At 55.7% G+C, this 24,363-nt stretch carries 19 protein-coding genes and 1 tRNA gene; 7 read left to right on the forward strand and 13 right to left on the reverse strand.

Going from position 1 to position 24,363, the window contains the following annotated elements:
• Positions 1-38: 38 nt before the first annotated feature.
• From rbfA to aroQ, 3 genes are all read right to left on the reverse strand, one after another.
• Entirely contained in the window at positions 39-374 is a 336-nt protein-coding gene (gene rbfA, locus HMPREF9141_RS06870) for a 30S ribosome-binding factor RbfA (protein WP_007367898.1), read from the reverse strand.
• Between the two features lie 157 nt (positions 375-531).
• A complete protein-coding gene (locus HMPREF9141_RS06875; RefSeq protein ID WP_007367899.1) occupies positions 532-1,185 on the reverse strand; it encodes an O-methyltransferase in 654 nt (217 codons plus the stop codon).
• 84 nt (positions 1,186-1,269) lie between these two features.
• Positions 1,270-1,689 carry a type II 3-dehydroquinate dehydratase gene (gene aroQ / locus HMPREF9141_RS06880; protein ID WP_040554652.1) on the reverse strand — a complete coding sequence of 140 codons (420 nt, stop codon included), beginning with the start codon at positions 1,687-1,689 and terminating at the stop codon, positions 1,270-1,272.
• A gap of 75 nt (positions 1,690-1,764) precedes the next feature.
• On the opposite strand from aroQ, the gene xerA reads away from it, so the two are divergent.
• Positions 1,765-2,697: a site-specific tyrosine recombinase/integron integrase gene (xerA, locus tag HMPREF9141_RS06885; RefSeq protein ID WP_007367901.1), complete on the forward strand. Its 933-nt coding sequence runs from the start codon at positions 1,765-1,767 to the stop codon at positions 2,695-2,697.
• Between the two features lie 5 nt (positions 2,698-2,702).
• On the opposite strand, the gene HMPREF9141_RS06890 is transcribed toward xerA, so the two are convergent.
• On the reverse strand, positions 2,703-3,425 hold the full coding sequence (locus tag HMPREF9141_RS06890; protein WP_040554653.1) for a winged helix-turn-helix domain-containing protein: 723 nt from the start codon (positions 3,423-3,425) through the stop codon (positions 2,703-2,705).
• A gap of 510 nt (positions 3,426-3,935) precedes the next feature.
• Between HMPREF9141_RS06890 and HMPREF9141_RS06895 the strand changes: the two genes are divergently transcribed.
• Together HMPREF9141_RS06895 and HMPREF9141_RS06900 are read left to right on the forward strand one after the other, a co-directional pair.
• Positions 3,936-4,006, forward strand: a tRNA-Gln gene (locus tag HMPREF9141_RS06895).
• A gap of 74 nt (positions 4,007-4,080) precedes the next feature.
• The gene (locus tag HMPREF9141_RS06900) at positions 4,081-5,310 is read left to right on the forward strand and encodes a glycoside hydrolase family 27 protein (RefSeq protein ID WP_007367903.1); all 1,230 of its coding nucleotides are present in this window, start codon (positions 4,081-4,083) and stop codon (positions 5,308-5,310) included.
• Between the two features lie 330 nt (positions 5,311-5,640).
• Here the strand turns inward: HMPREF9141_RS06900 and HMPREF9141_RS06905 are convergent, their stop codons facing one another.
• The 8 genes from HMPREF9141_RS06905 to HMPREF9141_RS06940 form a co-directional block, all read right to left on the reverse strand.
• Positions 5,641-6,867, reverse strand: coding sequence for a clostripain-related cysteine peptidase (locus HMPREF9141_RS06905; protein ID WP_040554954.1), 1,227 nt, complete (start codon positions 6,865-6,867; stop codon positions 5,641-5,643).
• A gap of 131 nt (positions 6,868-6,998) precedes the next feature.
• Positions 6,999-8,297, reverse strand: coding sequence for a tyrosine--tRNA ligase (gene tyrS, locus HMPREF9141_RS06910; RefSeq protein WP_007367905.1), 1,299 nt, complete (start codon positions 8,295-8,297; stop codon positions 6,999-7,001).
• A 134-nt stretch (positions 8,298-8,431) separates the two neighbouring features.
• Positions 8,432-8,731, reverse strand: coding sequence for a membrane protein insertion efficiency factor YidD (gene yidD, locus HMPREF9141_RS06915; protein WP_007367906.1), 300 nt, complete (start codon positions 8,729-8,731; stop codon positions 8,432-8,434).
• A complete protein-coding gene (gene rnpA / locus HMPREF9141_RS06920) occupies positions 8,731-9,156 on the reverse strand; it encodes a ribonuclease P protein component (protein ID WP_007367907.1) in 426 nt (141 codons plus the stop codon). The genes yidD and rnpA overlap by 1 nt, the downstream gene beginning before the upstream one ends.
• Positions 9,157-9,240: 84 nt before the next feature.
• Positions 9,241-9,996 carry a uroporphyrinogen-III synthase gene (locus tag HMPREF9141_RS06925; protein ID WP_007367908.1) on the reverse strand — a complete coding sequence of 252 codons (756 nt, stop codon included), beginning with the start codon at positions 9,994-9,996 and terminating at the stop codon, positions 9,241-9,243.
• Positions 9,997-10,002: 6 nt separating this feature from the next.
• Positions 10,003-10,929, reverse strand: a complete 927-nt coding sequence (locus tag HMPREF9141_RS06930; protein WP_007367909.1) for a DUF4271 domain-containing protein — start codon at positions 10,927-10,929, stop codon at positions 10,003-10,005.
• Positions 10,930-10,935: 6 nt separating this feature from the next.
• On the reverse strand, positions 10,936-12,228 hold the full coding sequence (gene metK / locus HMPREF9141_RS06935; RefSeq protein WP_007367910.1) for a methionine adenosyltransferase: 1,293 nt from the start codon (positions 12,226-12,228) through the stop codon (positions 10,936-10,938).
• A gap of 265 nt (positions 12,229-12,493) precedes the next feature.
• Positions 12,494-15,310, reverse strand: coding sequence for a M16 family metallopeptidase (locus HMPREF9141_RS06940; RefSeq protein WP_007367911.1), 2,817 nt, complete (start codon positions 15,308-15,310; stop codon positions 12,494-12,496).
• A gap of 553 nt (positions 15,311-15,863) precedes the next feature.
• On the opposite strand from HMPREF9141_RS06940, the gene HMPREF9141_RS06950 reads away from it, so the two are divergent.
• On the forward strand, positions 15,864-17,927 hold the full coding sequence (locus HMPREF9141_RS06950) for an outer membrane beta-barrel protein (protein ID WP_040554956.1): 2,064 nt from the start codon (positions 15,864-15,866) through the stop codon (positions 17,925-17,927).
• A 139-nt stretch (positions 17,928-18,066) separates the two neighbouring features.
• Here the strand turns inward: HMPREF9141_RS06950 and HMPREF9141_RS06955 are convergent, their stop codons facing one another.
• Positions 18,067-18,342 carry an HU family DNA-binding protein gene (locus tag HMPREF9141_RS06955; RefSeq protein WP_007367914.1) on the reverse strand — a complete coding sequence of 92 codons (276 nt, stop codon included), beginning with the start codon at positions 18,340-18,342 and terminating at the stop codon, positions 18,067-18,069.
• A 216-nt stretch (positions 18,343-18,558) separates the two neighbouring features.
• On the opposite strand from HMPREF9141_RS06955, the gene HMPREF9141_RS06960 reads away from it, so the two are divergent.
• From HMPREF9141_RS06960 to secDF, 3 genes are all read left to right on the forward strand, one after another.
• A complete protein-coding gene (locus tag HMPREF9141_RS06960) occupies positions 18,559-19,515 on the forward strand; it encodes a rhomboid family intramembrane serine protease (protein WP_007367915.1) in 957 nt (318 codons plus the stop codon).
• Between the two features lie 117 nt (positions 19,516-19,632).
• A complete protein-coding gene (locus HMPREF9141_RS06965) occupies positions 19,633-20,733 on the forward strand; it encodes an endonuclease/exonuclease/phosphatase family protein (protein WP_007367916.1) in 1,101 nt (366 codons plus the stop codon).
• A 106-nt stretch (positions 20,734-20,839) separates the two neighbouring features.
• Positions 20,840-23,863 (forward strand): protein translocase subunit SecDF, encoded by a 3,024-nt coding sequence (secDF, locus tag HMPREF9141_RS06970; protein ID WP_007367918.1) that lies wholly within the window; start codon positions 20,840-20,842, stop codon positions 23,861-23,863.
• The last annotated feature ends 500 nt before the right edge of the window (positions 23,864-24,363 follow it).

A 24,363-nucleotide genomic window follows, 5' to 3' on the forward strand; every position in this document is an offset into this window, starting at 1 on the left:
CGGTGACAGGCGATAGTAAGCGGTGATGGATGAGACTATTACTTTTTCAGAAGCTCGTCGATGCGGTCCAGGTAGTCGAGGGAGTCGTCGATGAAGAAGCGAAGTTCGGGGATGATGCGCAGCTGGTTGTGTACACGCTGCCCCAGTTCGTAGCGGACGGTCTTCTCGTTGGCATTGATGTTCTTCAGCAGCTCTTCCCCCTTTTCAGACGGGAATATGCTGAGATACGCCGTGCAGATGCTGAGGTCGGGGCTTATCTTCACACGTGTGACACTGACCAGTACACCGTGCATCATGCGTGTCTGCGTCTGGAAGATGCTTGCCAGCTCCTTCTGGAGGAGGCGTGCTATGCGGTTCTGTCTTGTTTCCTGCATAATTCTTTATTTTATGGTTTTTGTCGTGCAAAGGTACTGAATGTTTGAGGAAATCACAAACATTTGGCGGTGATAAGCGGTGCTGGATAGTAGCTAATCTTAATCTTTATCGGTAATTACTCCCCTCTCCATTCGGAGAGGGGTCGGGGGTGAGGCTTTAGAGAGGTCGTGGGAGGTCTTTTTTCCTTATCAGTGTCAGCCCGTCACGCAAGGGCAGGATGACTTTCTCCACACGATTGTCATTGGCTATGAAATCGTTGAAGTGGCGGATGCCGATGGTCTGGGCATCGTGGTCGTAGGCCGGGTCGATGACGTGCCAGTCCCACAGGGTATTGTCGGCAAGGATGTATCCGCCGGGCCGGATGACGGGCAGAATCTTTTCATAGACTTCTGTGTAGGTACGCTTGTCGCCGTCGACGAAAGCCATATCGAACACAATCCCGAGCTTCGGGGCTTCTTCGGCGGCATCACCGATGCGGAAGTCGATCCTGCCGGCCACCGGCGACCCCTCGATCCAGGGGCGTGTGAAGTCCTCCATCTCATCGTTGATTTCATAGGTATAGAGTCTGCCGTCCTCTTCCAGTCCTTCGGCCATGCAGATGGCGGAATAGCCGCTGAACGTCCCCACCTCGAGGATGTTCTTGGGGCGTATCATGTGGACGAGCATCTTCAGGAGCCGTCCCTGAAGATGTCCGCTTGCCATTCGTCCGTGGATGGTGTGGATGTTCGTTGCACGATAGAGGCGGTAGAGGTAATCGCTTTCTGGGTCGATGTGGGAGGTGAGGTAGGAGTCGTGGTCGGTTGTTGTCATTTTTAGGGTGATGGTAGGCGGCCTCCCCAAGCCCCTCAGAGGGAGGGGATGTGGTAAGCGGTGATAAGCGGTGATAGGCGGTGGCTAAAGGGCAGACAATGCCTCTATGGCCAGCCGGTAGCTGTCGAGGCCGAAGCCCTGGATGGTGCCCTTGCAGGCTGGGGCGATCATCGAGTTCCGGCGGAACTCTTCCCGGCCGTCGACATTGCTGATGTGTACCTCTATCACCGGTGTGCGGAGGGAACGGATGCAGTCGAGAAGGGCGATGCTGGTGTGCGTGTAGGCTCCGGCGTTGAGGATGATGCCGTCATACGAGAATCCTGTCTCCTGCAGCTTGTCGATCAGTTCGCCCTCCACGTTGCTCTGATAGTAGTCAATCTCCATGCCGGCATATCGTTTCCGCAGCCGTGGAAGGAATGTCTCCATCGACTCCCTGCCGTATATCCCCGGCTCGCGGACGCCCAGCAGGTTCAGGTTAGGACCGTTGATAATGATTACTTTCATGTCTCTTTCTTCTCGAATATCAGTTTTTGATGTATCTTTGCATACGGAATGCAGCATGCAAAAATAAGAAAATAAATGGAAACAGACAAGAGTTCAAAGGATATTGTCGGCCGTTTCCGCCGTTATCTGAAACTGGAGAAAGGCTGTTCGCCCAATACCGTGGATGCCTATCTGCATGATGTGGACAAGCTCCTGCGCTATCTCGCCGGCGAGCAGGTGCCCGTGACGGATGTGACGCTGGAGCAGCTGGAGCACTTCGCGGCATCGGTCTCCGACCTCGGCATCGGTGCCCGCTCCCTGGCTCGCATCCTCAGCGGCGTGCGCCAGTTCTATCGTTTCCTTGTCCTTGACGGCTATATGGAAGCAGACCCGACCGAGCTGCTGGAGTCGCCCAAGCAGCCGGACCACCTGCCGGAGGTCCTTTCCACGGCCGAAGTCGACCTCCTGGAACAGGCCGTCGACCTGACCAAATGGGAGGGACACCGCAACCGTGCCATCATCGAGGTGCTGTTCTCCTGCGGGCTGCGTGTCTCTGAACTCACGCATCTGAAGCTATCCGACCTTTACAGGGAAGAGCAGTATGTCCGTGTGATGGGGAAGGGGTCGAAGGAGCGGCTGGTCCCCATCTCACCCCGTGCCCTGGACGAACTGGACTGCTGGTTCGCCGACCGCAACGTGATGAAGATAAAACCCGGCGAGGAAGATTATGTCTTCCTCAACCGGCGCGGACACCACCTCACCCGCACGATGATTCTCATCATGATCAAGCGGTACGCCGCCGAGGCCGGCATCAGAAAGACCATTTCTCCCCACACCCTGCGCCACTCCTTTGCCACCTCCCTGCTCGAAGGCGGTGCCGACCTGCGTGCCATTCAGGCGATGCTGGGACACGAAAGCATCGGGACGACCGAAATCTATACCCATATCGACACCTCCACGCTCCGGCAGGAGATCCTCGAGCACCATCCCCGTAACATCAAGTACAGCGAAGATCACCGCGGCGAATGAACGGACTACTCCAGCCGGTAGCCGCCTCTGTCCGCTACGATCTTCAGGCCGCCGCGCTCGCTGACGATGGGCTTCAGCCGGCGGACAAGCGTGTAGAGCGTTTCGCTTGCATCGGGTTTACCGGGCCAGAGCGTATCGCAGATGACGGCCTTCGAGAGTCTGTGGCCGGCAGTATGGACAAAAAGCTCCATCAGCTGCTGCTGCATCGGCGTGAAGGGAATCCTTTCGCCATGGCGGTCCCGGAAGCCGTGGTCGGATGCTGCATAGACCATGTTTCCCAATACCCTCCTGTCCGTACGGTGTCGGCGGAAGTATACCGTGGACACTGCCATCCACAGTCCCGCCAGCAGCAGGAAGACGAAAGCCATGCGCTGGTCGGACAGTCCCCACACTGTGGCGAAGGAGCAGTCGGCATAGCTCTGGAACGTCAGCGAATGCCGGCCTGAACCCCATCTCATCTGCCTGCTGCACAGCGAATGGCGGTCTTCTCCCAGGGCGTAGGAGACGAACGAACGGCTTTTCAGCCCGGCGATCTGCAGATGCCGCCGGTAACACTGTATCGTGTCGGGGGTGATCCAGGCTTCACGCTTCTGTGCGAGGGTCTTCGAGAGCGCCTGGTCCATGTCCTGCACGATGGCGGTCTCTGCGCGGTGATAGCTGTCGACGCCTGCCCATACGGCCGAGCTGACGAGCAGCAGGAACAGGATGACGGAAGAGATAGGTTTCATAGGCTTCTCATTATGTTTCTGCAAATATACACAAAAAAAGTGAACGGGATGGCGGACGGGTAAGAAATACAGCTTTTCTTTATCCGGGAAGCGGTCGTTTTTTTCTCTTGGACCGCTGTCCGTGGAAAGGGAGACCGATGCCTGACAGAACGCATCGCCAGTCTGTCCATTCTTACCCATGCCTGCTTGATTTCCAAACGGCCGTTACTTGCACTGCAACTAACGCCTGTTCGGGTCTCAATCGGGCGTTAGTTGGCATGCAATCAGGCACCTTTTGGAAGCGTACCCGTAATCGTCTGCCAATCAGTAAGTTCTGAACCCTTATTTTAGAGGCGGGGGCGATGAGGGAAGTCGGCCCCGTAAGGCCGTCCGTTGGCGGAAGTCACACCGGAATGTTCTGTGCTGAAACATGATGCTGCGAGGGGGAACGGTACGGTGAGGACTGCCTCATAAAATTATACATCAAAATTTGGGCGTTAAACCAAAATGCACTACCTTTGCACCCACGATTGTCCTATGGTGTAATGGTAGCACTACAGTTTTTGGTTCTGTCAGTGGTGGTTCGAATCCGCCTGGGACAACAGCAGGAAATCCGCAGATCCAATAAGGAGCCGCGGATTTTCCGTTTAGAGCTTTATCCTGAAATACAACTTTTATGACTTGTCAACTATCTAAACTCAGAAAGGCAGTCCTGTTCTTTTCGGCCTTGCTGCTGGCTGCGCCGGCTTCCGCCGCTCTCGGCCGTGACTCACTGGCACTGACTCCGCCGATGGGTTTTATGACCTGGAACAAGTACAAGGATGACATCAGCGAGCAGCTTATCCGGCGGATTGCCGACAGGATGGTTTCTGCAGGCTATGCGAAAGCAGGCTATAAATACATTTTCATCGACGACGGATGGCAGGGAGGACGCGACAAGCGGAACAACATCATCCCCGATCCGGTCAAGTTCCCGAGCGGCATGAAGGCACTGGCGGACTATGTTCATTCGAAGGGGCTGCTGCTTGGAATCTACTCCGACGCCGCCCGGCTCACCTGTGCCGGCTATACGGGTAGCTATGGGTTCGAGAAGCAGGATGCCAGGACCTTTGCCGAATGGGGCATCGACTACCTGAAATACGACTACTGCCATGCTCCTTCCGACAGTGCCGTTGCCCATCAACGCTACAGGAAGATGGGTGATGCACTGCAGGACTCCGGACGGAAGATTGCCCTGGGTGTCTGCGAGTGGGGGCAGCTGAACCCCGAACGGTGGGCACGGCAGGCCGGCGGTTCGCTCTGGCGTGTGAGCTATGATGTGCGTGATATGTGGAAGGACATCGTCGGTCAAGGCGGCATGGGGATTCTGGATATCATCGATATCACAGAACCGCTCTATAAATACGCCGGACCGGGACACTGGCTCGACATGGATATGCTCATTGTCGGACTTGACGGGAAAGGCGGCCCTTCGAGCGATTTAGGTGGGGGGGGCTGCACCTATACTGAATATCAGACGCAGATGTCCATGTGGTGTATGTTCGCTTCGCCTTTGGCAATGAGCCACGACCTCCTTAATGAGAACGAGGCGACACGCCGTATCCTCCTTAACAAAGAGATGATTGCCATCAATCAGGACGCACTCGGAGAGGCTGCCCGCAGAGTCGACTTCCCCGGCGTGTGCCGTGTCTACCTCCGTCGGCTGAGCGGCAACCGGCTGGCACTTGCCGTCATGAATCCTTCCGACAAGCCCCAGGGGATCCGGCTGCCGCTGTCAGTTATAGGAAAGGCGCAGAAATATGCGTTCAGGGATGTATGGGAACACAAGACTACACTTCGGCACAAGATCTGGCAGGGCGACCTGCAGCCTCACGAAACCAAGGTGTTTACGGTTACGGCACGGTAGTCTGATCAGCAAAAGACAATTACCTTGTCCCGGGCATCTGTCGTTCTTCCGCAATAACGTAACGAGGGTGTGTCAAAATGCAGATGAATAACTTGACAACTTTCAAACTATAAGCAGGTTTTTCCTACAACAAAGAAAAGACCATTTCTTTACTCAGAATCGAGTACAGAAATGGTCATTTCTATTGGATTGTTTCAAACTGTAAGATTATCAAAATGGTATTTGCATTTTGACACACCCTCGTTATTTTTTATCTTCAGTGATTTCTTCCTTGCAGAGAAAGCGGTCTGTCCCGGGCTTATGGGAGTGCGGCCTGCCGACTCCCGACCGTCAATGCGTCGCCTTGTAATAGGAATTCCCGTCCAGTGCATTTTTGACTTTGGGGTTGTTTGAAGGGTCGGAGATGGTGATGCCGGAGAAAGTGCTGATAGGCATGATGTCGCCGTTCTCGGGATCTCTGACAGATGTAAAGAACGAGGGCGTGTTGCGCTTGTAGGGAACCAGGAGGGCGAGCTGGCGTGTGAATCGGGCCAGCAGCTCCGGTTCGTTCTGTGCTGTCTTGCTGACGTAATCGCCCATGTCGAAGAAGATGGAAGGCTGGTAACCGTCCATCACCTGAAGGTCATTCTCCGGGACCGTGACGAGATTGCCCGAACGGTTGATGTCTCTCATCACACCGGCCATTCCCTCCACCTGCGAGCAGTCGATTACGCTGATGGTTCCATAGGGACTGGTATAGCTGACATAGAAATTGTAGAACTCGTCACAGATACGTCCATAGTCAGGCACACGTTTTGACAGCTCCGGCCAGAGACGGTCGTAGGGCATGCCGTGCGCCATGATTTCCGTAGGGCAGGCGATGATGTGCTGCGTGCTGTGGCGGAGTTCGTAGGCGACTTCCACGTTCGCCATGTAACAGTCGTCGAAGAGGATGTACTGCATCTTGCCGATTCCCGACTGTTCGATGCCTTTGTCCAGTGTCGTGATGTCCGTCTGGTATTTCTCGCCGCCGAACCACCGGGTCAGCGGCAGCCGTTCTGTCCCGTGTCCGCCGGAGACAGAGCGGGCATGGCGGCTCCTTGTCACTTTCTTTCCGGGAAGCCATCCCAGGCCGTGACAGCCCACAATCATCGAATAACTGCGGGCTGGGGCATGCTCCTGCACACGTTTCAGCAGGGCGGTTATCCAGCTGACAGAGTTCAGCTGCTGCCCGGGGAGGCTGTTGTCGAAGACCGTCATCGTATCGTCCACGCAGTGTCCTTCCTTGTATTCCACGTTGATCAGCGCTCCTTTGGAAGACGAGCTGGAGATGAAGACGATGAGGTGTCTGTCGCCAAGTCCGCCCTGTGACTGGACGGCCTGCTTGATGTCCTGAAGGTTCGTTTTGAAGAATGAGTACAGATTGCCGCTGTCGCCCGACCATGGCATATAGACGAAGATGGTGTTCTCCACCTCTGCAGGGGGCTGCGGTGCTGGGGCCGGTTCAGAGTCTTCACTCTGGCAGGAAGTGAAGACAAGGATTGCGGTCAATTGCAGGAAAAGAATCAGTTTCTTCATAATGATGATGTTTCTGCCCCGTAAAAGGATGTGGGACATTCGTTTTTATGTGGTCGGAAAAAGCCTTGCAGCATCCGGCCGGAATGCTGTAAGGCTTTTCATAGTTTTGTGCGGGAATAAGTCCGGAGTACTTATTTCACGATGATCAGGGAGTAGTTCTTCTTGCCTTTCTGTACGAGAAGATACTTGCCGTCGATGAGGTCGTCGGCAGTCACGGGCTGGTCGAAGGCTGCGAGCTTCTCTTTGTTCAGGGATACGCCGCCGCCTTTGACGAGCTTGCGCATCTCGCTTTTGCTCGGGAAGATCTGCATTCCTTCCTGGTTGAAGACCTCGACGGCCGGCTGGCCGAGAATATCCTTTGACGCCTCATAGTGCGGCACGTCCTTGAATACGTCGGCGAAGGTCTGCTCGTCCAGCTGTAACAAGTTCTCCTTCGTGCTCTTGCCGAAGAGGATGTTGGAGGCTGCGACGGCCATGTCAAGGTCGTCCTGGGAGTGGACCATGCGGGTGACTTCTTCTGCGAGACGTCGCTGAAGTGTGCGGCGGCCCGGGTCCTGGCGGTGCTCTTCGATGAGTGCGTCGATGACGTCTTTCTCCAATGACGTGAAGATCTTGATGTACTTTTCGGCATCCTCGTCGCTGACATTGAGCCAGAACTGATAGAAAGCGTATGGAGTCGTGCGGTTGCGGTCGAGCCAGATGTTGCCGCTCTCGGTCTTGCCGAACTTCTTTCCGTCAGCCTTGGTGATCAGCGGGCAGGTGAGGCAGTAAGCCTCTGCCTCGCTGCCCAGGGTACGGCGGATCAGTTCCGTGCCGGTCGTCATGTTGCCCCACTGGTCGTTGCCGCCGAGCTGCAGCTTCACGCCGAATTTCTCATACTGGTAGAGGAAATCGTAGCCTTGGAGCAGCTGGTAGGTGAACTCGGTGAAGCTGAGGCCGTCGCGCGCCTCGCCGTTGAGCCGCTTCTGCACGCTGTCCTTGGCCATCATGTAGTTGACGGTGATGTGCTTGCCGACGACACGGGCGAAGTCGAGGAAAGTGAAGTCCTTCATCCAGTCATAGTTGTTGACCATTTCGGCCTTGTTCGGCTCGCTGCCGTCGAAGTCAAGGAACTTGCTTACCTGCTTCTTGATTGCCTCCTGGTTATGGTAAAGGGTCTCCGCATCGAGGAGGTTGCGCTCCTGGCTTTTGCCTGAAGGGTCGCCGATCATACCCGTTGCACCTCCCACGAGGAGGTAAGGCTTATGGCCGCAACGCTGCAGATGCCGCAGCATCATGATGCCGCAGAGATGTCCGATATGGAGGGAATCGGCGGTGGGGTCGGTGCCCAAGTAGGCTGAAACCATCTCCTTCTGGAGCAGTTCTTCGGTTCCCGGCATGATCTGTGCCAGCATACCGCGCCAACGGAGTTCTTCTACAAAGTTCTTCATCTATGTCTTTTATTTTGGGAGTTATATGGAGTTATGGGGGCAGTTATATGGGGCGTATGGAATTATTGGGAGTTAAAGAGGCTATTGGGAGGCAAGGAAGACAAGCCGGCAGCGATGTTCCCTTTCGTCCTTTGTCACGGTACGGGATCATATCCGCTGCCTCCCCACGGGTTGCATCTCAGTATGCGCCAGACGGCAAGGGCAAGTCCCTTGAACGGTCCGTGCTTCAGGATAGCCTGCCTGGCATACTCCGAGCAGGTCGGTGTGAAGCGGCAGGACGGCGGCGTGAAGGGAGAGATGAACTGCCGGTAGAGCAGTATCGGGAGTATCAACAGCCACGACAGACCTCGTGAGAGAAGGTGCAGCGGACGGAACCGGCGGCTGCGTGCCTGTCCTTCGCAGGGCGGATGGCTGTTCTTTCTCTGCTCTTCCATCAGACACGTTCTCCTATGCGCTGGAGCAGGCTGCCCACCTGCTGTTCCACGGCGGCGGTGTCGGACAGTTCGTCGGACAGCCAGATGAAGGCGATCAGAAGCTGCTTCCCGGCCTGTCCGTCCATGTGCCGGATGACGGAGTGCTTGTGCTTGCGGTAGGCTTCACGTATCTGCCGTTTCACCCTGTTGCGCTTCACGGCACGTCTGAAATGCCTTTTCGGCACGCTGACCATCATCTGCACACTCGCTGTCTCCGGGTCACCGTCCGGTGAAGAGGATGCCGGAACGCTGTCGATAAGCCGGTAGACGGCCTTCAGAGGGAATGCCGTCATGGCATGACTCCCACCCGTGCCGAAGAGCAGGTCTATGCGCTTCTTGCTGCACAGCCGTTCGCTCTTTCTCAGTCTTTCGTCCTGCTTGTCCATTCCTTTCCAGCTTGTAATACCTGTATGCCCTGCGCCTTCTCCCCGTTCCTTTCCGCCTGTCCGGCAGGGAGGGAAGCGGGGACTTCACAGTTCCTTCCTCTGTTTCTCCAGATAAGAACGCAGTGCCCCTGTCATGGACGGATATTCCTTGGAGGGAGCCTGCAGGTCGAGCTTCAGCCCCTGTGCCTCTACCTCCTTGGCGGTGGCGGGGCCGAAGGCCGCAATCTTGATGTCGCCCTGCTTGAAGTCAGGGATGTTTTCTTTCAGTGCCTTCACACCTGTCGGACTGAAGAAGATGAGCATGTCGTAGTCGAAGTTCTTCACCTCTTCCTCGGTCAGACCGTTGCTGACCGTACGGTACATCACACATTCCTTGTGCTTGAGCCTGCTCGCATCCAGCAGCTTCGACAGTGCATCCGTGTGTACGGAACTCTGCGGTACGAGGTATTTCTCCACCTTGTGCTTCTGCATGGTCGGGATGAGGCTGTCGATCTTTCCTGTATTGCCGAAGAACACCTTGCGCTTCCGGTACTGTACATATTTCTGGATGTAGAGCGCAATGGTCTCGATCACACAGAAGTACTTCATGTCCTCGGGGATGGTGATCCGCATTTCCTTGGCAAGATTAAAGTAATTGTCTACGGCATGACGGGAGGTGAATACCACTGCGGTATAGTCCAACAGGTTGACCTTCTGCTGACGGAACTCTTTCGCCGAGAGCCCTTCCACCTTGAAGAAAGGTCTGAAAACCAGTTCCACTCCTAAGTCCGTTGCGATGTCATAGTAAGGCGACTTGTCGCTTGACGGCTTCGGCTGTGAAACCAAGATCTTTTTTATCATCGTGTCCTAAAAGTTTATTACCAAATAGTTATCTGTAATCAGCAAAATGCCCCATAATACCATCAGCGGCATCAATTCGAGCGCACAAAAGTACAAAATTATTTGCAGACCGACACCCTTTCTTTTGAAAAAGATGGAATAGCCCTTATGGAAAGCAAGCATTTTGACGAATAACATGACAATCAGTATACAGACCAGTGCCGCATTCGCCGACAATGAGAAATACACCTGAAGCAGGACTACCGGGAACAGCAGCACCCCTTCGAGTGAGGAAAGGAAGAGCCATGTGTGGTTCCATTGTCCGTTGCTTCTCCTGTCGAAGAACACCCAGTTGACGAACCCATAGGTTAAGTGCTTGAGCAGGAAGTAGCCCATGAAGATGCCGCAGAAGCATCCTATCGTCCCGAGGTGGGATGCGCATTCAGGCCGTCCGTTGTTCCCTCCGTGTGCAAAGAAGTAATAGAGGATGCTTGCCAGCAAAGCGGTCTGCGCTATGAGGAACAGCTGGAAGCGCACTTCATAGTCCGTCTCGGTGACCGATTCCTTGCGCCGGCCGATATGGAAGAAACTCCTGATCTGCTTCTCAATGAAGTTGCGTGACACGGAGAATGCCACCATCGCCATGACGAAGCAGCCCAAGAGCAGGGCCGTTATCGTGTTGTCATTGCTGACCGTATAGGGGACCGGTACGCCCTCAACTCCGCCGGCGTGTCTGCTTCCGCGTTCTGTCTTGAAGTACTTGCTGCCCTTGAAGTAGCCTTCTTCCGCAAAGTGGATGTCCGTCAGCTGAAAGGTCTTCTGCTTCCGGGGGCACAGCAAGGCCGGCGGAACAGGAGTCTGGCCCGCCTTTGTCGCAGAATCGGTCTTCTTCATCTTTCCTGCTGCCGGCTTCAGCAACAGGGAAGAGGGAACGATGGAGTCGGTTGTCGGCATTGTCAATTAAAGTCCGAATGCCTTTCTGATTTCGTCCACGCGGTCGAGCTTCTCCCATGTGAAGAGTTCCACGTCCACGGTCTTGGTATCGTGATAACGACTTGAAAAGGTCTTCTTTACAATCTCGTTCTTCCGTCCCATGTGTCCGTATGCCGCTGTCTCCAGATACATCGGCTGCCGGAGCTTCAATGTCTTCTCGATGGCTTTCGGACGGAGGTCGAACAGCTTTTTCACCTGTTCGGCAATCTCGCCGTCGGAGGCTTTCACGTGCGAACGGCCGTAGGTGTTCACGTAGACGCTGACCGGCTCGGCGACACCGATGGCGTATGCCAGCTGTACGAGTATCTCGTCGCTTACGCCGGCAGCCACCATGTTCTTGGCAATATAGCGGCTCGCATAGGCTGCCGAACGGTCCACCTTGCTGGAGTCTTTGCCCGAGAAGGCGCCGCCGCCATGGCCGCCTTTGCCGCCGTAGGTGTCGACGATGATCTTCCGACCCGTCAGACCGGTGTCCCCATGCGGCCCTCCGATGACGAATTTGCCTGTCGGGTTGACGAGGTATCTGATGCCGTCCTTGAACAGCGCCAGCACTTTCTCCGACCTGATCTGCGCCTTTACGCGGGGCATCAGTATCTCGACGACGTCCTTGTGGATTCTGTCCACCATCTCCTTGTCGGCCTTCAGCTGTGCCTCATGCGAACCGTCGGCCGGCTTGATGAAGTCGTCATGCTGTGTCGACACAACGATGGTGTCAATGCGCTGCGGCAGGTTGTCGTCGCTGTATTCTACCGTCACCTGGCTCTTGGCGTCCGGACGGAGGTAGGTCATCACTTTGCCTTCCTTGCGGATGTCGGCCAGCGTGCGCATGATGAGATGGGCCAGGTCGAGGGTGACGGGCATGTAATTGTCGGTCTCGTCGCAGGCATAGCCGAACATCATCCCCTGGTCGCCGGCTCCCTGGTTTTCGGCATCGCCGTTGTCGACGCCCCGGTTGATGTCGTCGCTCTGTTCATGGATGGCAGAGAGAATGCCGCAGCTGTTGCCGTCGAACTGGTATTCGGCCTTCGTGTAGCCGATGTTGTTGATGGTCTTCCGGGCGATGGTCTGCAGGTCGACGTATTCCTTGGACCTGACCTCTCCCATGATCACGACCTGTCCCGTCGTGTTGAAGGTCTCTATTGCGCACCGGGCCTCTTCGTCGTAGGCCAGGAACTGGTCGAGCAGTGCGTCACTGATCTGATCGGCAACCTTATCCGGGTGTCCCTCAGATACGGATTCCGATGAAAACAAATATGCCATATTTCCTCTGTTTTATTGTTTACTTTTCCGTTTAAGGGTGCAAAGTTACTGCAACTTGCTTGGAAAACAAAATAAAAGGGGGAGATTTATACATTATTATAAGAGGTGGCGGGAGACCTCCCCGGCCCTCTCGGAGGAGGACGGAAGGCGGCGGCCGATGGCGCCGGGGACAGACGGAAAAGGCGGTGGCAGGCTTTTGATGAACGCTTGGAAACGTTCGTCATCGCCTGGCACCGCCTGTCTGTTCTGTGGCGGGAACCGTCCTTTACTTACCCGGTGTCATCACCACCTCTGCATGATTGCCGGCAGCAACCAGCTGCTTCAGGTGAGCTGCAAGCCTGGCGGGGGTGAGTGCCTCTACGGCTGCCTTGTAGCCTGTCTGGAGGTCGACACCCGTCCAGATGTACTCGTCGAGGATGTCCATCCAGTGGCCGTTGTTCTTGGCGGAAAGCTCCGCATTCTTCAGCATGAAGTCCTTTACCTTCTGCACCTTGTCGGCATCCATCTTCACCGTGTTGTCCTTCATCCCCTCGGCGAGGAGCTTCAGGGCAAGACCGGACTTGTTCGGGTCCATCGGACAGTAGCCCTGTATGATCGCCACCGCCTTGTCGCCTCGACGCTGCAGACCGCCGCCGGCACTCACGGAGTAAGCGGCGCTGGCATCCTCGCGGATGCTCTTCAGGTAAACCATTGAGAGCACCTGTGCGGCGGCATCCGTCAGGACGGAGTTCTCAACCGTATAGGCCATCGGCGCATGCCACAGTTCAAAGGCGATGGCCTTGGGTGTCTCAGACTTGCGGGTGAACCTGTTTTCGATCTTTCCGGCAGCGAAACCCGAGACATCCTTCCAGTTCTCGGCCTTTCCCTTGGGCAGGGAAGCGATGTATTTCTCGATCAGCGGACGCAGTGCAGCCTCATCGAAGTTGCCGACGAAGTAGTAGACGAACTGTCCCGGATTGGCATAACGCTCCTTCCAGATCTGGAGAATGCGGTCGTAGTCCACGCCTTTCAGCGTGTTCAGCGTCACCGGTGCGAAGCGTGCCTCGTGCCCGTAGATCGTGCAGGTGACCGAGTCGGAGAAGACGCTCTCCGGCGAGAGGTCCTTGTTCTTCAACGCCAGCTCGAACTGCGACATCATCGACTTGAACGAAGCCTCGTCCTTGGTGACATCCGTGAAGTTGAGATAGAGCAGCTGCATCATCGTCTCCACATCCTTCGGGACACAGGAACCGCCGAGCATCTGGTAGTAGTTTGACAGCGTGCACGACATGGAAGCCTGCTTGCCCGAGAGAGCCTTCTGCAGTTCCTGATGCGAGAAACTGCCCAGTCCGCTGTTGCCCATGACGGCATCGAAGAGCTGCAGGTTGTCGAAGTCGGCCTTGCCATAGAGCCCTTTGCCGCCCTTGGCCACCGCCTGGAACTGGATTTCATTGTCCTTGAAGCCGGTCTTCTTCAGAATGACACGCGCGCCGTTGCTCAGGGTCAGTTCCTTGTAGCCGAGCACCTTGTTCTCTTTCTCGCCGGTAATCTTGCCGGCCTTCGGCAGCCGGGTTTCGTCGAGGAGCGGTTCCTGCTTCACGTTGTCAACGTAAGGTTCGATTTTCTCGTCACGTACGGCCTTGATGGTCTGCGCCATCTGCGCCTCCGTCGGATAGGTCTTGCCGGCCTTCTCCTGTGCGAAGATGAAAGCCACGAAGTTGCTGTCCTTGTCGGAGATGAGCTCCTGGGCATACTTGTTGATGACGTCCACGTTCAGTGCCGGCATATCAATCAGCTGCTTCATGATCTGATACTCGTCCTCCTTGCCCGGGATAGGCTCGTTGGTGAGATAGTGGTCGCGCAGCTCGTCGCCGTACTGTGCATTCTTGATCTTGTTGCGGTTGACGTAGGCGGCCTCGATCCGGGAGAGGTATTCCGCCTTCATGCGGTCGTACTCGCCGGCGGTGAAGCCGTGCCGGCGCACGCGCTGGGCCTCACGGTAGATGGCGGCCAGCGACTCGAGGTCCTTGCCGTCCTTGGCCGATGCCGACATTTCAAAGGCGTCCTTGGTCTTCGAGAGGAAGTAGTCGCCGTCGTCGGCACTGGCACTCGTGAACGGACAGTCAGGTTTCTGCGAGAGCTCCTCCAGCCGCTGGTCGAGCATCATGGTGATGATTTCCTTGGCGTAAGAGTCGATGTAATAGTACATATCGCCTTTCTGATCATCAGGGAAAGCATCGTGCTTCATGCAGAAGCCTACCTGGCTGTAAGGCATCTCCTTGTCCTTTCCGAAGACGTAGATGGCTTCCTTGGTGTCAGGCACCTGCTCGTCTACGACCTGTGCCGCGTCGGCCGGAACGGTAGACTTCGCCCAGAGCTTCTTGATTTCGCTTTCGATATGGTCTACATCCACATCGCCGACGACGATGATGCACTGATTGTCGGGACGGTACCACTTCTTATAGTAGTCGCGGAGGTCCTGATAAGGGAAATTGTCGACAATGCTCATCAGGCCGATCGGCATACGGTGTCCGTACTTGGAGTTGGGATAGAACTTCGGCAGTACGTCGTCATAAATCCGCATGATCGGGCTGCGGCGCAGCTGCCATTCCTGGTGGATGACCCCGCGTTCCTTGTCGATTTCCTTGTCGGCAAGCGTCAGGCCGTTCGACCAGTCCTTGAGAATCAGCAGGCAGGAGTCGAGTGCACTCTGGCGGGATGTCGGCACGTCGCAGACACGGTAGACGGTCTGGTCGATGCTGGTATAGGCATTCAGGTTGCTGCCGAACTCAACGCCGAGCGAGCGGGTGAATTCCAGCAGCGTGGAGTCGGGGAAGTGCTCCGACCCATTGAAGGCCATGTGCTCCAGGAAGTGGGCCAGCCCTCGCTGCTTGTCGTTCTCCTGGATGGAACCGACCCGCTGTGCGATGTAGAAGTTGGCTACATGCTCCGGCCATTCGTTGTGAAGGATGTAATAGGTCAGGCCGTTGCTGAGCTTTCCCTGTCTCACGTTCTTGTTCACGGGAATCGGCCCCATCTGCTGCGCAGACACCATCCCTGTGACAAAAAGCAAGACAGTCAAGAATAAGTGTTTGATTTTCATCTTGAACGTTGTTTTGTAATTGAATATTAGCTATTATGGCGCAAATTTAGATAAAATTCCCGAACTATAAGCCAGTCGGATGAAGAAAATGCTTTTTTCTTTAGCGGGAAGCTACCCGGAAATCCGTTGCTCTTCTCCGTTTTCCTTTATTCCGGATCTTCAGGAATTCGGAGTGATGAGGTTTGTCTCGCGCGTTGATGACTTTGATGAAAGATAACATCTCCGCTTCTCCGGCTTCCGGAAAGTGCAGGGCAGGGGGATGCAGCGGCGGTGCGTTTCCCAGCGGCTGGGAATCCTGTTCCCGACCGGTCGGGAATCCTGTTCCCGGCGGCCGGTACTCCTGTTCCCAACGCCTGGTACTCCTGTTCCCGACCGGCCGGGGACGGTTCGGCCCGTACTCCCCCTTGAAAGGGAGAGGGGCTGTGCGGAAACAGCGGAAATGCCCCGGCAGATGGAAGGAAAACACAATGTCAGTCAAATGTCAGGGATTATTTTCGCCGGACGGGCAGTGAAAAGCTATCTTTGCACGCAAAAAATGAAGATGCGAAAGATGATGAGAAAAGTTGTATGTATGGGGATTTTGGCCCTTCTGTCCCTGCCGGTCCCGGCGCAGAAGGAGGGGGAAGCCGGGCAGCAGGCCGGGCAGGTAACGTTGAAGGAGGTCACCGTGGAGGCAGCAAAGGTGATCCGCAAGGTGGACGGACAGCTGGTCGTCCCTTCCGAAGCACAGCGGAAGTCCGCCGCTGACGGGTACAGTCTGCTGGGGAGGGTCGCCCTTCCGCACATCCGGGTCGACGAGACGATGCACACGGTCACGGCCTTGATGAACAACGGGGAGGTGCAGCTGCGGCTGAACGGCGTGCCGGCAGGCAAGGAGGAAATGCTCTCCTTGGATCCGAAACAGGTGAAAAACATCGATTTCATCGATAATCCCGGGGTGCGTTATGGAGAGGGAATCGCTTATGTCATCGACATCCATACGCAGCGGAACACCGGCGGCTATACGGTGGGGGCAGACCTGACGCATACGCTCACGGCACGGAACAGCGATGACAGGGTCTATGCCAGGTTCAACCGCAGGAACTCGGAACTGTCTTTCTCCTACGGCTTCTCTTATCAGGATTTCCGTGGAGAGCGGAGCTCCGAGGCGGCGGACTACCTGCTGGCCGACGGCAGCCACCACTTCGTTTCCCGGGAGCAGACGGCAGGAAGGAACCGCACGGTGGGAAATATGTTCCAGGTGAAATACTGTCTTGCCGATTCTTCCACGTATGTCTTCCAGGCGACGTTGTCCGGCGACGGCAGCAACAGCCCCGGCAGCTTCGCCGACTTCCTGCTGCGGGACGGAGCCGTGACCGGGACTTTCCGGAAGGCCGCCGTGGAGAGCAGTTTCTCCCCGGCATTGGACCTCTACTTCTTCCATCAGCTCGGGAAGCACCAGAGTGTCACGGTGGACATCGTGGGGGCCGGCATCTATACCGACAGGCGGACGCAGAATGACGAGGGCGGACACTACGCCTACCGGGCCGACGGACGGAGCTGGACGGTGCGCAGTGAAGCCGTCTATGAGAACCGGCTGAAGCCTTTCACCCTCTCGGCAGGAGTGCAGCACATGGCGAAGTACACCCGGAACGATTACGAAGGGGACGTGTCGGCGCTGAACAGAATCCACCTCGGGGAACTGTATCTCTTCTCCGAGGTGAAGGGGCGGTGGAAACGGATGAGCTGTTCGGCGGGTGCCGGCGTGGCGGACAAGACCTATTCGCAGGCGGCCTTCCGGTACGACTACTGGACGTTCCGCCCGAAACTGACGCTGGGCTTCGAGGTGGCGAAGGGGCTGGACGTGCGCTATACCTTCCAGACCTATCGCCGGGTATCGTCCTATGCCATGGTGAGCAAGGCACGCATCCGGAACAACAGCAGGGAGTGGACGGTCGGCAATCCCGACCTGAAGCCCTCGCGCGTCATCCAGCACCTGGTGGAAGTCAGTTACTGCCGTCCGCGCCTGACGAATAACGTCTATATGGAGTACCGGAACAACCAGAACTGCAACATGGGGGTCTATGAACGGACGGCGGCCGGACAGTTCCTTTATTCGCAGCAGAACGCCGGAAGCATACGGATGTTCTACGTCCAGGACTACCTCAAGTATGATCTCATCCCCGAGCATCTGTCCCTGACCCTGGCCGGAGGAATCAACCGTTTCTTCAATGTCAGCAGTCTTTACCGTCATTACCTTACATCCTATACCTGTGGCGGCAACGTGCAGGTCTATCTCGGCCGCTGGACCCTGGCCGGCTTTGCGGACAACGGCTGGAAATTCGTAGAGGGGGAACAGCAGGGGCATAACAGTCCGGCCGTCTATTTCACCGCCGGTTATCGGCTGGGAAACTGCACCGTCTCGCTTTACCTGCAGCATCCCTTCCAGCAGCATCCGCAGATGTATCGCTCACAGGTGCTGAATGAATATCTGCACAAGGAGATCTCCCAGCGCAGCAGGGATCTGGGCAATATGCTGACCATCAGCTTCAACTGGCGGCTCTCGAGAGGGAAGACGTATAAGGAAATCAGGAAGACGATCCAGCAGAAGGAAGACCGGCAGACGGGGATCATGTAGCGGGCTGCGGCACGGTATGCAGCTGCCGGTTCTTTGCCGGGCGGTTTGCCCTGCAGCTCCCGTCCGTTCATTTCTCCCTGTACGGAAAGAGGCAGACCCGTCGGGCCTGCCTCTTATCTGTTGCAGTCAGTCTGCGAATTTAAGCGTTTACCGCATCAGCCAGCTCTGCACCGGCCTTGAACTTGGCAACCTTCTTGGCAGCGATCTGGATTTTCTCCTTTGTTGCCGGGTTGATGCCCTCATGAGCAGGACGCTCGTTGACAGCGAATGTGCCGAAGCCTACCAGCTGTACCTTGTCACCAGCCACGAGTGCGCCCTTGATGGCCTCTGTCGTTGCGTCCAATGCTTTCTTTGCGTCAGCCTTGCTCAGCCCGGCACTCGCTGCGATCTTCTCGATTAACTCTGTCTTGTTCATAATTTTGATTTATTTGTTGATTAATTTATGAATGATATTCAGGATTATGCTGCAAATATAGCGGTTTACTTTTATAAAACAAATAAAATCTAATGAAAAGTGTAGATTTTTACAAATTTAAGCCTTTATCTCCCCTGTTCCATGCTTGATGACAGGAGAATTTCGTAATTTTGCAGTGTTTTAATGAGAAAGTCGTAAAGATATAGAAAACAGTAAATGCGAAACATACCTGTAGTAACGAAGAATCTTCTTGTCATCAACGTGCTGGTGTTCATCGCCACGTACGTCCTGAGCGGGTCGAACATCGACTTGAACGAGCTCCTCGGCCTGCATTTCTTCCTGGCTTCCGACTTTCATGTCTGGCAGTTGGTTTCCTATATGTTCATGCACGGAGGCTTCACGCATATCCTGATGAACATGTTCATGCTGTGGATGTTCGGCATGGTCGTGGAGAATGTCTGGGGGCCGAGGAAGTTCCTTTTCTATTATCTGGTCTGCGGCATCGGGGCCGGTCTGTGCCAGGAATTGGCACAGTATGCGGCGTATGTCGTGGAGGGACTGGCGCAGTACGACTCCGTGAGGATGGGCGGGAGCATCGTCCCCATGTCGGTCTATCTGAACATGATGACGACGGTCGGGGCTTCGGGTGCCATCTATGCGGTGCTCCTGGCGTTCGGCATGCTGTTTCCGGAGGAGCGTATGTTCATCATCCCCATCCCCATCCCCATCAAGGCGAAGTGGATCGTCATGGGATCCGTGGCCGTGGAGCTGTTCTCGGCGATCGGGACAAGCAACGACGGTGTGGCACATCTGGCGCACCTGGGCGGCATGCTCTTCGGGTTCCTGCTGATCCGGTACTGGAAGAAACATCCGTATTCCGGCTACGGCGACTTCGGCATGAACAGGGGACAGCAGTTCTTCGACCGCATGAAGCATACGTGGGAACAGCGGTCGGGACACCGTGCCGGAGGCTATGACAGGCAGAGCCGCAGCGGCTGGGCAGGTACGTCCCAGGGCAATACGGCCGGCAGCGACAGCGACTGGGACTACAACGCACGCAGGAAGCGGGAGCAGGAGGAGGTGGACCGCATCCTCGACAAAATACGCAAGAGCGGGTATGACAGCCTGTCGAAAGAGGAAAAACAGAAACTGTTTGACAGTAGCAGGAAGTAGCAGACGGGACTGCTTGCCGGAACAGGACATACAGCTCCGACCAGCTTGGGCTGTCCTTAGTCTGTCTGTCCGGTCCGGGAAGCGTCCCCGGTACAGAGATCATGAGATAAAGACGAAATGTACAGGACGATCAAGAAAATTACGTTCAGGCTGCTTGTTGCAGGCAACGGCATCGTGGTGCTGTTGATGCTGCTTGTCGGCAATGTCGACCGGCTCGATCCTGTCGACCACCCGCTGCTGGCCAATCTGGGGCTGGGCTTCCCGATACTCCTTGCGTTCAACCTCGGCTTTCTCGTGCTGTGGTGTTTCGTCAGGCTGCGTACGGTCTGGCTGCCGCTGCTGGGCTTTCTCCTCTGTTACGGCCCTGTCCGGAACTATTCGCCGTTCAATCTGCCCGAAGACAAGCCGCACGGCTCCATCAAGGTGTTGTCCTACAACGTCTTCATGTTTTCTACCTGGAGTGAGCCGGGCGGAGAGCAGAACCCGATCGTAGATTACATCCTGAAGAGCAAGGCTGATATTGTCTGCCTGCAGGAGGCGCAGGCGGACGTGGAAGGCACGGATCGCATCTATCCCGCACTGAAGAAGCATTATCCTTATTTCAGGCTGATGGTGAAGAAAAAGCCCGGCGCCGACCACATGGTACTGCTCAGCAGGTATCCTGTGCTCTGGCAGGACAGCATCCCTTACGGCTCGGGCAGCAACCAGAGTGTCGCTTATCTGGTGGACATCAAAGGGACGAAGACGCTCGTCGTCAACAACCATTTCGAGAGCAACGGACTGAGTACCGGCGACAAGGAGAACTTCAAGACGCTGGTGAAGGGAGACATGGACACCCATGATGCCAGGAACGAATCGTTCCATCTGCTCAGAAAGCTGGGCGAGGTCTCCGCAAGACGTGCGCCGCAGGCAGTGGCCGTGGCGCGTTATGTCAGGAAATACCTCGACCGGAAGGTGCCGGTCATCCTCTGCGGCGACTTCAACGACAGTCCGCTGAGCTACACCCACCGGACGATTGCCCGGGAGCTGACCGACTGCTACGTGGCCAGCGGCAACGGTCCCGGAATCAGCTATCACCGCAGCGGGATGTACTTCCGCATCGACCACATCTTCTGCTCTGACGACTTCGAACCGTATGGCGCAAAGGTGGACGACAGCGCGGAGACTTCCGACCACTACCCTGTCTGTTGCTGGCTCAAATACCGTCCGAAACCTTAAAATGCACATATTTATAAGGTATAAATTTCCCAAAGTGTGAAAAAATGCTTATCTTTGCACGTCTATCAAGTGTAGCGGAACAATAATTAAAAACAATCATAATAAAATGCAGAACAAAGGATTAGTAATTTGCGTAGCCGTCCTCCTGACGCTCGCAAGTATCTTCTACCTGTCTTTCTCGGTGGCGACAAGCTACTATGACAGTCAGGCAGCAAAGATCAAGGACCCTATTGCGCAGCAGGATTACAAGGATTCTGTCAAGTATCTGGGTATCTACTCTTACCAGAAGTGCCTTGAGACACAGATCGGGCTCGGTCTTGACCTGAAGGGCGGTATGAATGTCGTACTTGAAATTTCCGTGCCCGACGTCGTCGACGTGCTGGCCGACCACAAGCAGGATGCTGCTTACCAGAAGGCGATGGCGGAGGCCAGACAGGAAGAGATGACCAGCCAGAAGGACTTCATTACGCTTTTCATCGATGCTTACCACAAGGTGGCGCCGGGCCATTCGCTCGCCGAGGTCTTCGCCACGCAGCAGCTCAAGGGAAAGGTCAGCACGCAGAGTTCTGACAGCGAGGTGGAGAAGGCACTCCGCGAGGAAGTCGCTTCAGCCATCGACAACTCCTACAATGTCGTTACCAACCGTATCGATCAGTACGGTGTCGTCCAGCCGAATATCCAGAAGCTTGAAGGGCAGGAAGGCCGTCTGATGGTGGAGATGCCGGGCATCCGCGAGCCGGAACGTATGCGCAAGCTCCTGCAGGGTTCTGCCAACCTTGAGTTCTGGGAGACTTACAACAACCAGGAGGTTACACCTTACCTCGCACAGCTCGACCAGCGCCTTGCCAACGGCGATACCAAGGCCGATACCGTTGCCGCAGACTCAACCCGGAAAGCACAGGCTAACCCGGCTGCAACGCCGAAGTTCGCCCTCAAGGCCGACAAGGGTGCCGCTGCCGGTGAGGATGTCCAGACGGCTGCACTGAAGAAGATGCACCCGCTGCTCTCCATGTTGCAGACTATTCCGGGCGATGCGCTCAGCCTCGTCGGTTATGCCAGCGTACGTGACACGGCCGCCATCAACAAGCTGATTCACAGTCCGCTTGCCAAGCAGGTACTGCCAAGCGACCTGAAACTTCTATGGGGAGCCAAGCCGGCAGACGGTCTGAACAAGAAGAACGTATACGAGCTTTATGCGCTGAAGATCACCACTGCCGACGGCCGCGCGCCGATGGAAGGTGATGTCGTGACAGATGCCAAAGACCAGTTCGACCAGTTCGGCCGTCCTGAGGTCAGCATGACGATGAACTCAGAGGGTGCCCGTGAGTGGGCTGCCCTGACAAAGGCAAACGTGGGCAAGGCGATAGCCATCGTGCTTGACGGCGTTGTCTACTCAGCTCCCCGTGTCAACGGTGAGATTGATGGCGGTCAGTCGTCCATCACGGGCAACTTCACCATCGAGGATACCAAGGACCTGGCCAACACGCTGAAGTCGGGCCGTATGCCGGCTCCGGCAAAGATTGTCCAGGAGGAAGTCGTAGGTCCTACGCTCGGTGCCCAGTCTATCCAGCAGGGTCTTGTGTCATTCGCCATCGCTTTCGTATTGCTGATGATCTACATGATTGTCATGTACAATGTCATCCCGGGCATGATGGCCAACCTGGCGCTGATCGCCAACCTCTTCTTCACGCTGGGCGTGCTTGCCTCCTTCCAGTCGGCATTGACCATGCCCGGTATCGCCGGTATCGTGCTGACACTGGGTACGGCTGTTGATGCCAACGTGCTTATCTACGAGCGAATCAAGGAGGAGCTGCGGCTCGGAAAGGGAATGAAACAGGCATTGCATGAAGGCTACGGCAATGCTTTCTCGGCCATCTTCGACTCCAACCTCACCTCGCTCATCACGGGTGTCATCCTCCTCGTGACCGGTACAGGTCCTATCCGTGGTTTCGCCACGACATGGATCATCGGCATCATCATCTCGTTCTTCACGGCGGTCTTCCTGACACGTCTTGTCTTCGAGAACCGCGTCAGCAACGACAAATGGCTGAACCAGATGTTTACGACGGCCGTCTCCAAGAACTTCATGCAGAACAAGAAATTCCACTTCCTCAGCATGTACAGGCGGAGTTTCACCGTATGGGGTGTCGCCATCGTCATCTGTGTCGTCAGCTTCGTTGTCCGTGGCCTGAGCCGCAGCATCGACTTCACCGGCGGCCGCAACTATGTGGTCACGCTGAACAAGCCTACACAGGTCGAGGAGGTGCGCAAGGTGATGAACGGCGCATTCGTCAACACCGTCGGCGAGAATGCCGGCAAACCGGCGAACACCAACGTGATCGCCCTGGGTACGGACGGCAAGACGGTGCGCATTTCGACGAACTACAACATCGAGTCGAACGATCCGCTCGAGGACGACAAGGCGGAGACCATCCTCTACAGCGCCTTGAAGAAGGGCGGTTTCGTCAGTCAGACAAGTGTTGCCAACTTCAAGAACCCTGACATCCGTGAGGGCGGTTCCATCATCCAGAGTGCGAAGGTAGGGCCTTCCATCGCCAAGAACATCACGTACAATGCGTTCATGAGCGTCCTGCTGGCCATCTTCTTCATCTTCCTGTACATCCTGCTGCGCTTCCGCAATATCGGATTCTCCGTCGGTTCGATCGTCGGCCTGGTCCTCGATACGACCATCGTCATCGGATTCTTCTCGCTGTGCTATGGCTGGATAGGATTCTCACTCGAGATCGACCAGACCTTCATCGGTGCCATCCTGACGGTGATCGGTTACGATATCAACGATACGGTGGTCGTCTACGACCGTATCCGTGAGAACCTCCGCAAGCACAAGCACAATCTTTTGAAGGCCGACATCCAGAAAATCTTCAACGACTCCATCAACGAGACGCTCTCGCGTACCATCAATACGTCCGTTTCTACGCTGATCGTGCTCGTGTCGATCTTCATCCTCGGCGGTGACAGTATCCGCAGCTTCGCCTTTGCGATGATCATCGGTATCATCATCGGTACCTTGAGCTCCATCTTCATCGCTTCACCGGTTGCCTACCTCGTATTGGGCAAGAAGATCGAGAAGCGTTCGCATGAGTTGGAGGCGGCATCCGCAGAGGCGTAGCCCGGAGGTCGTCAGAACAGATATTCATACCTTATTATATATATAAAGCAGCCCGCTGCCGTCACAGGCAGCGGGCTGCTTGCGTTTTCTTGTGTCGTTCCGGCCTCTGCTCCGGAAAGGAATCCTGCCCGTTCCGCCGGATGAACCGATCGGTTGCGATTCATCCGGCTGATGACTGGCAGTGTGTCGCCGGCAGACCGCGAGGTATCTACCCTCAATGCGCATGGTGTTCACCGAAAGCTGTGAATGGGTATAGCAGACACCTGGTCAGACCGTCAGCTTTCTGAACCGTCAGGATGTTAAAAAGACTGTTTATAAGAATGTCCGAACAAAAAAGTCTGGAAAAGAGGTGTCGGTTTCAATAAAAAAGTATAAATTTGCAACTGAATTGATAAATTGGTATCATACGAGTTTCCTCTTCACAAGAGGAAACCGGCCACTAAAGGGATTTTCCCTATATGCAGTCAGGAGGGGCTGATGGATAGTAGGTCCCTGCTGAA

Source organism: Prevotella multiformis DSM 16608, assembly GCF_000191065.1.
GTDB lineage: Bacteria > Bacteroidota > Bacteroidia > Bacteroidales > Bacteroidaceae > Prevotella > Prevotella multiformis.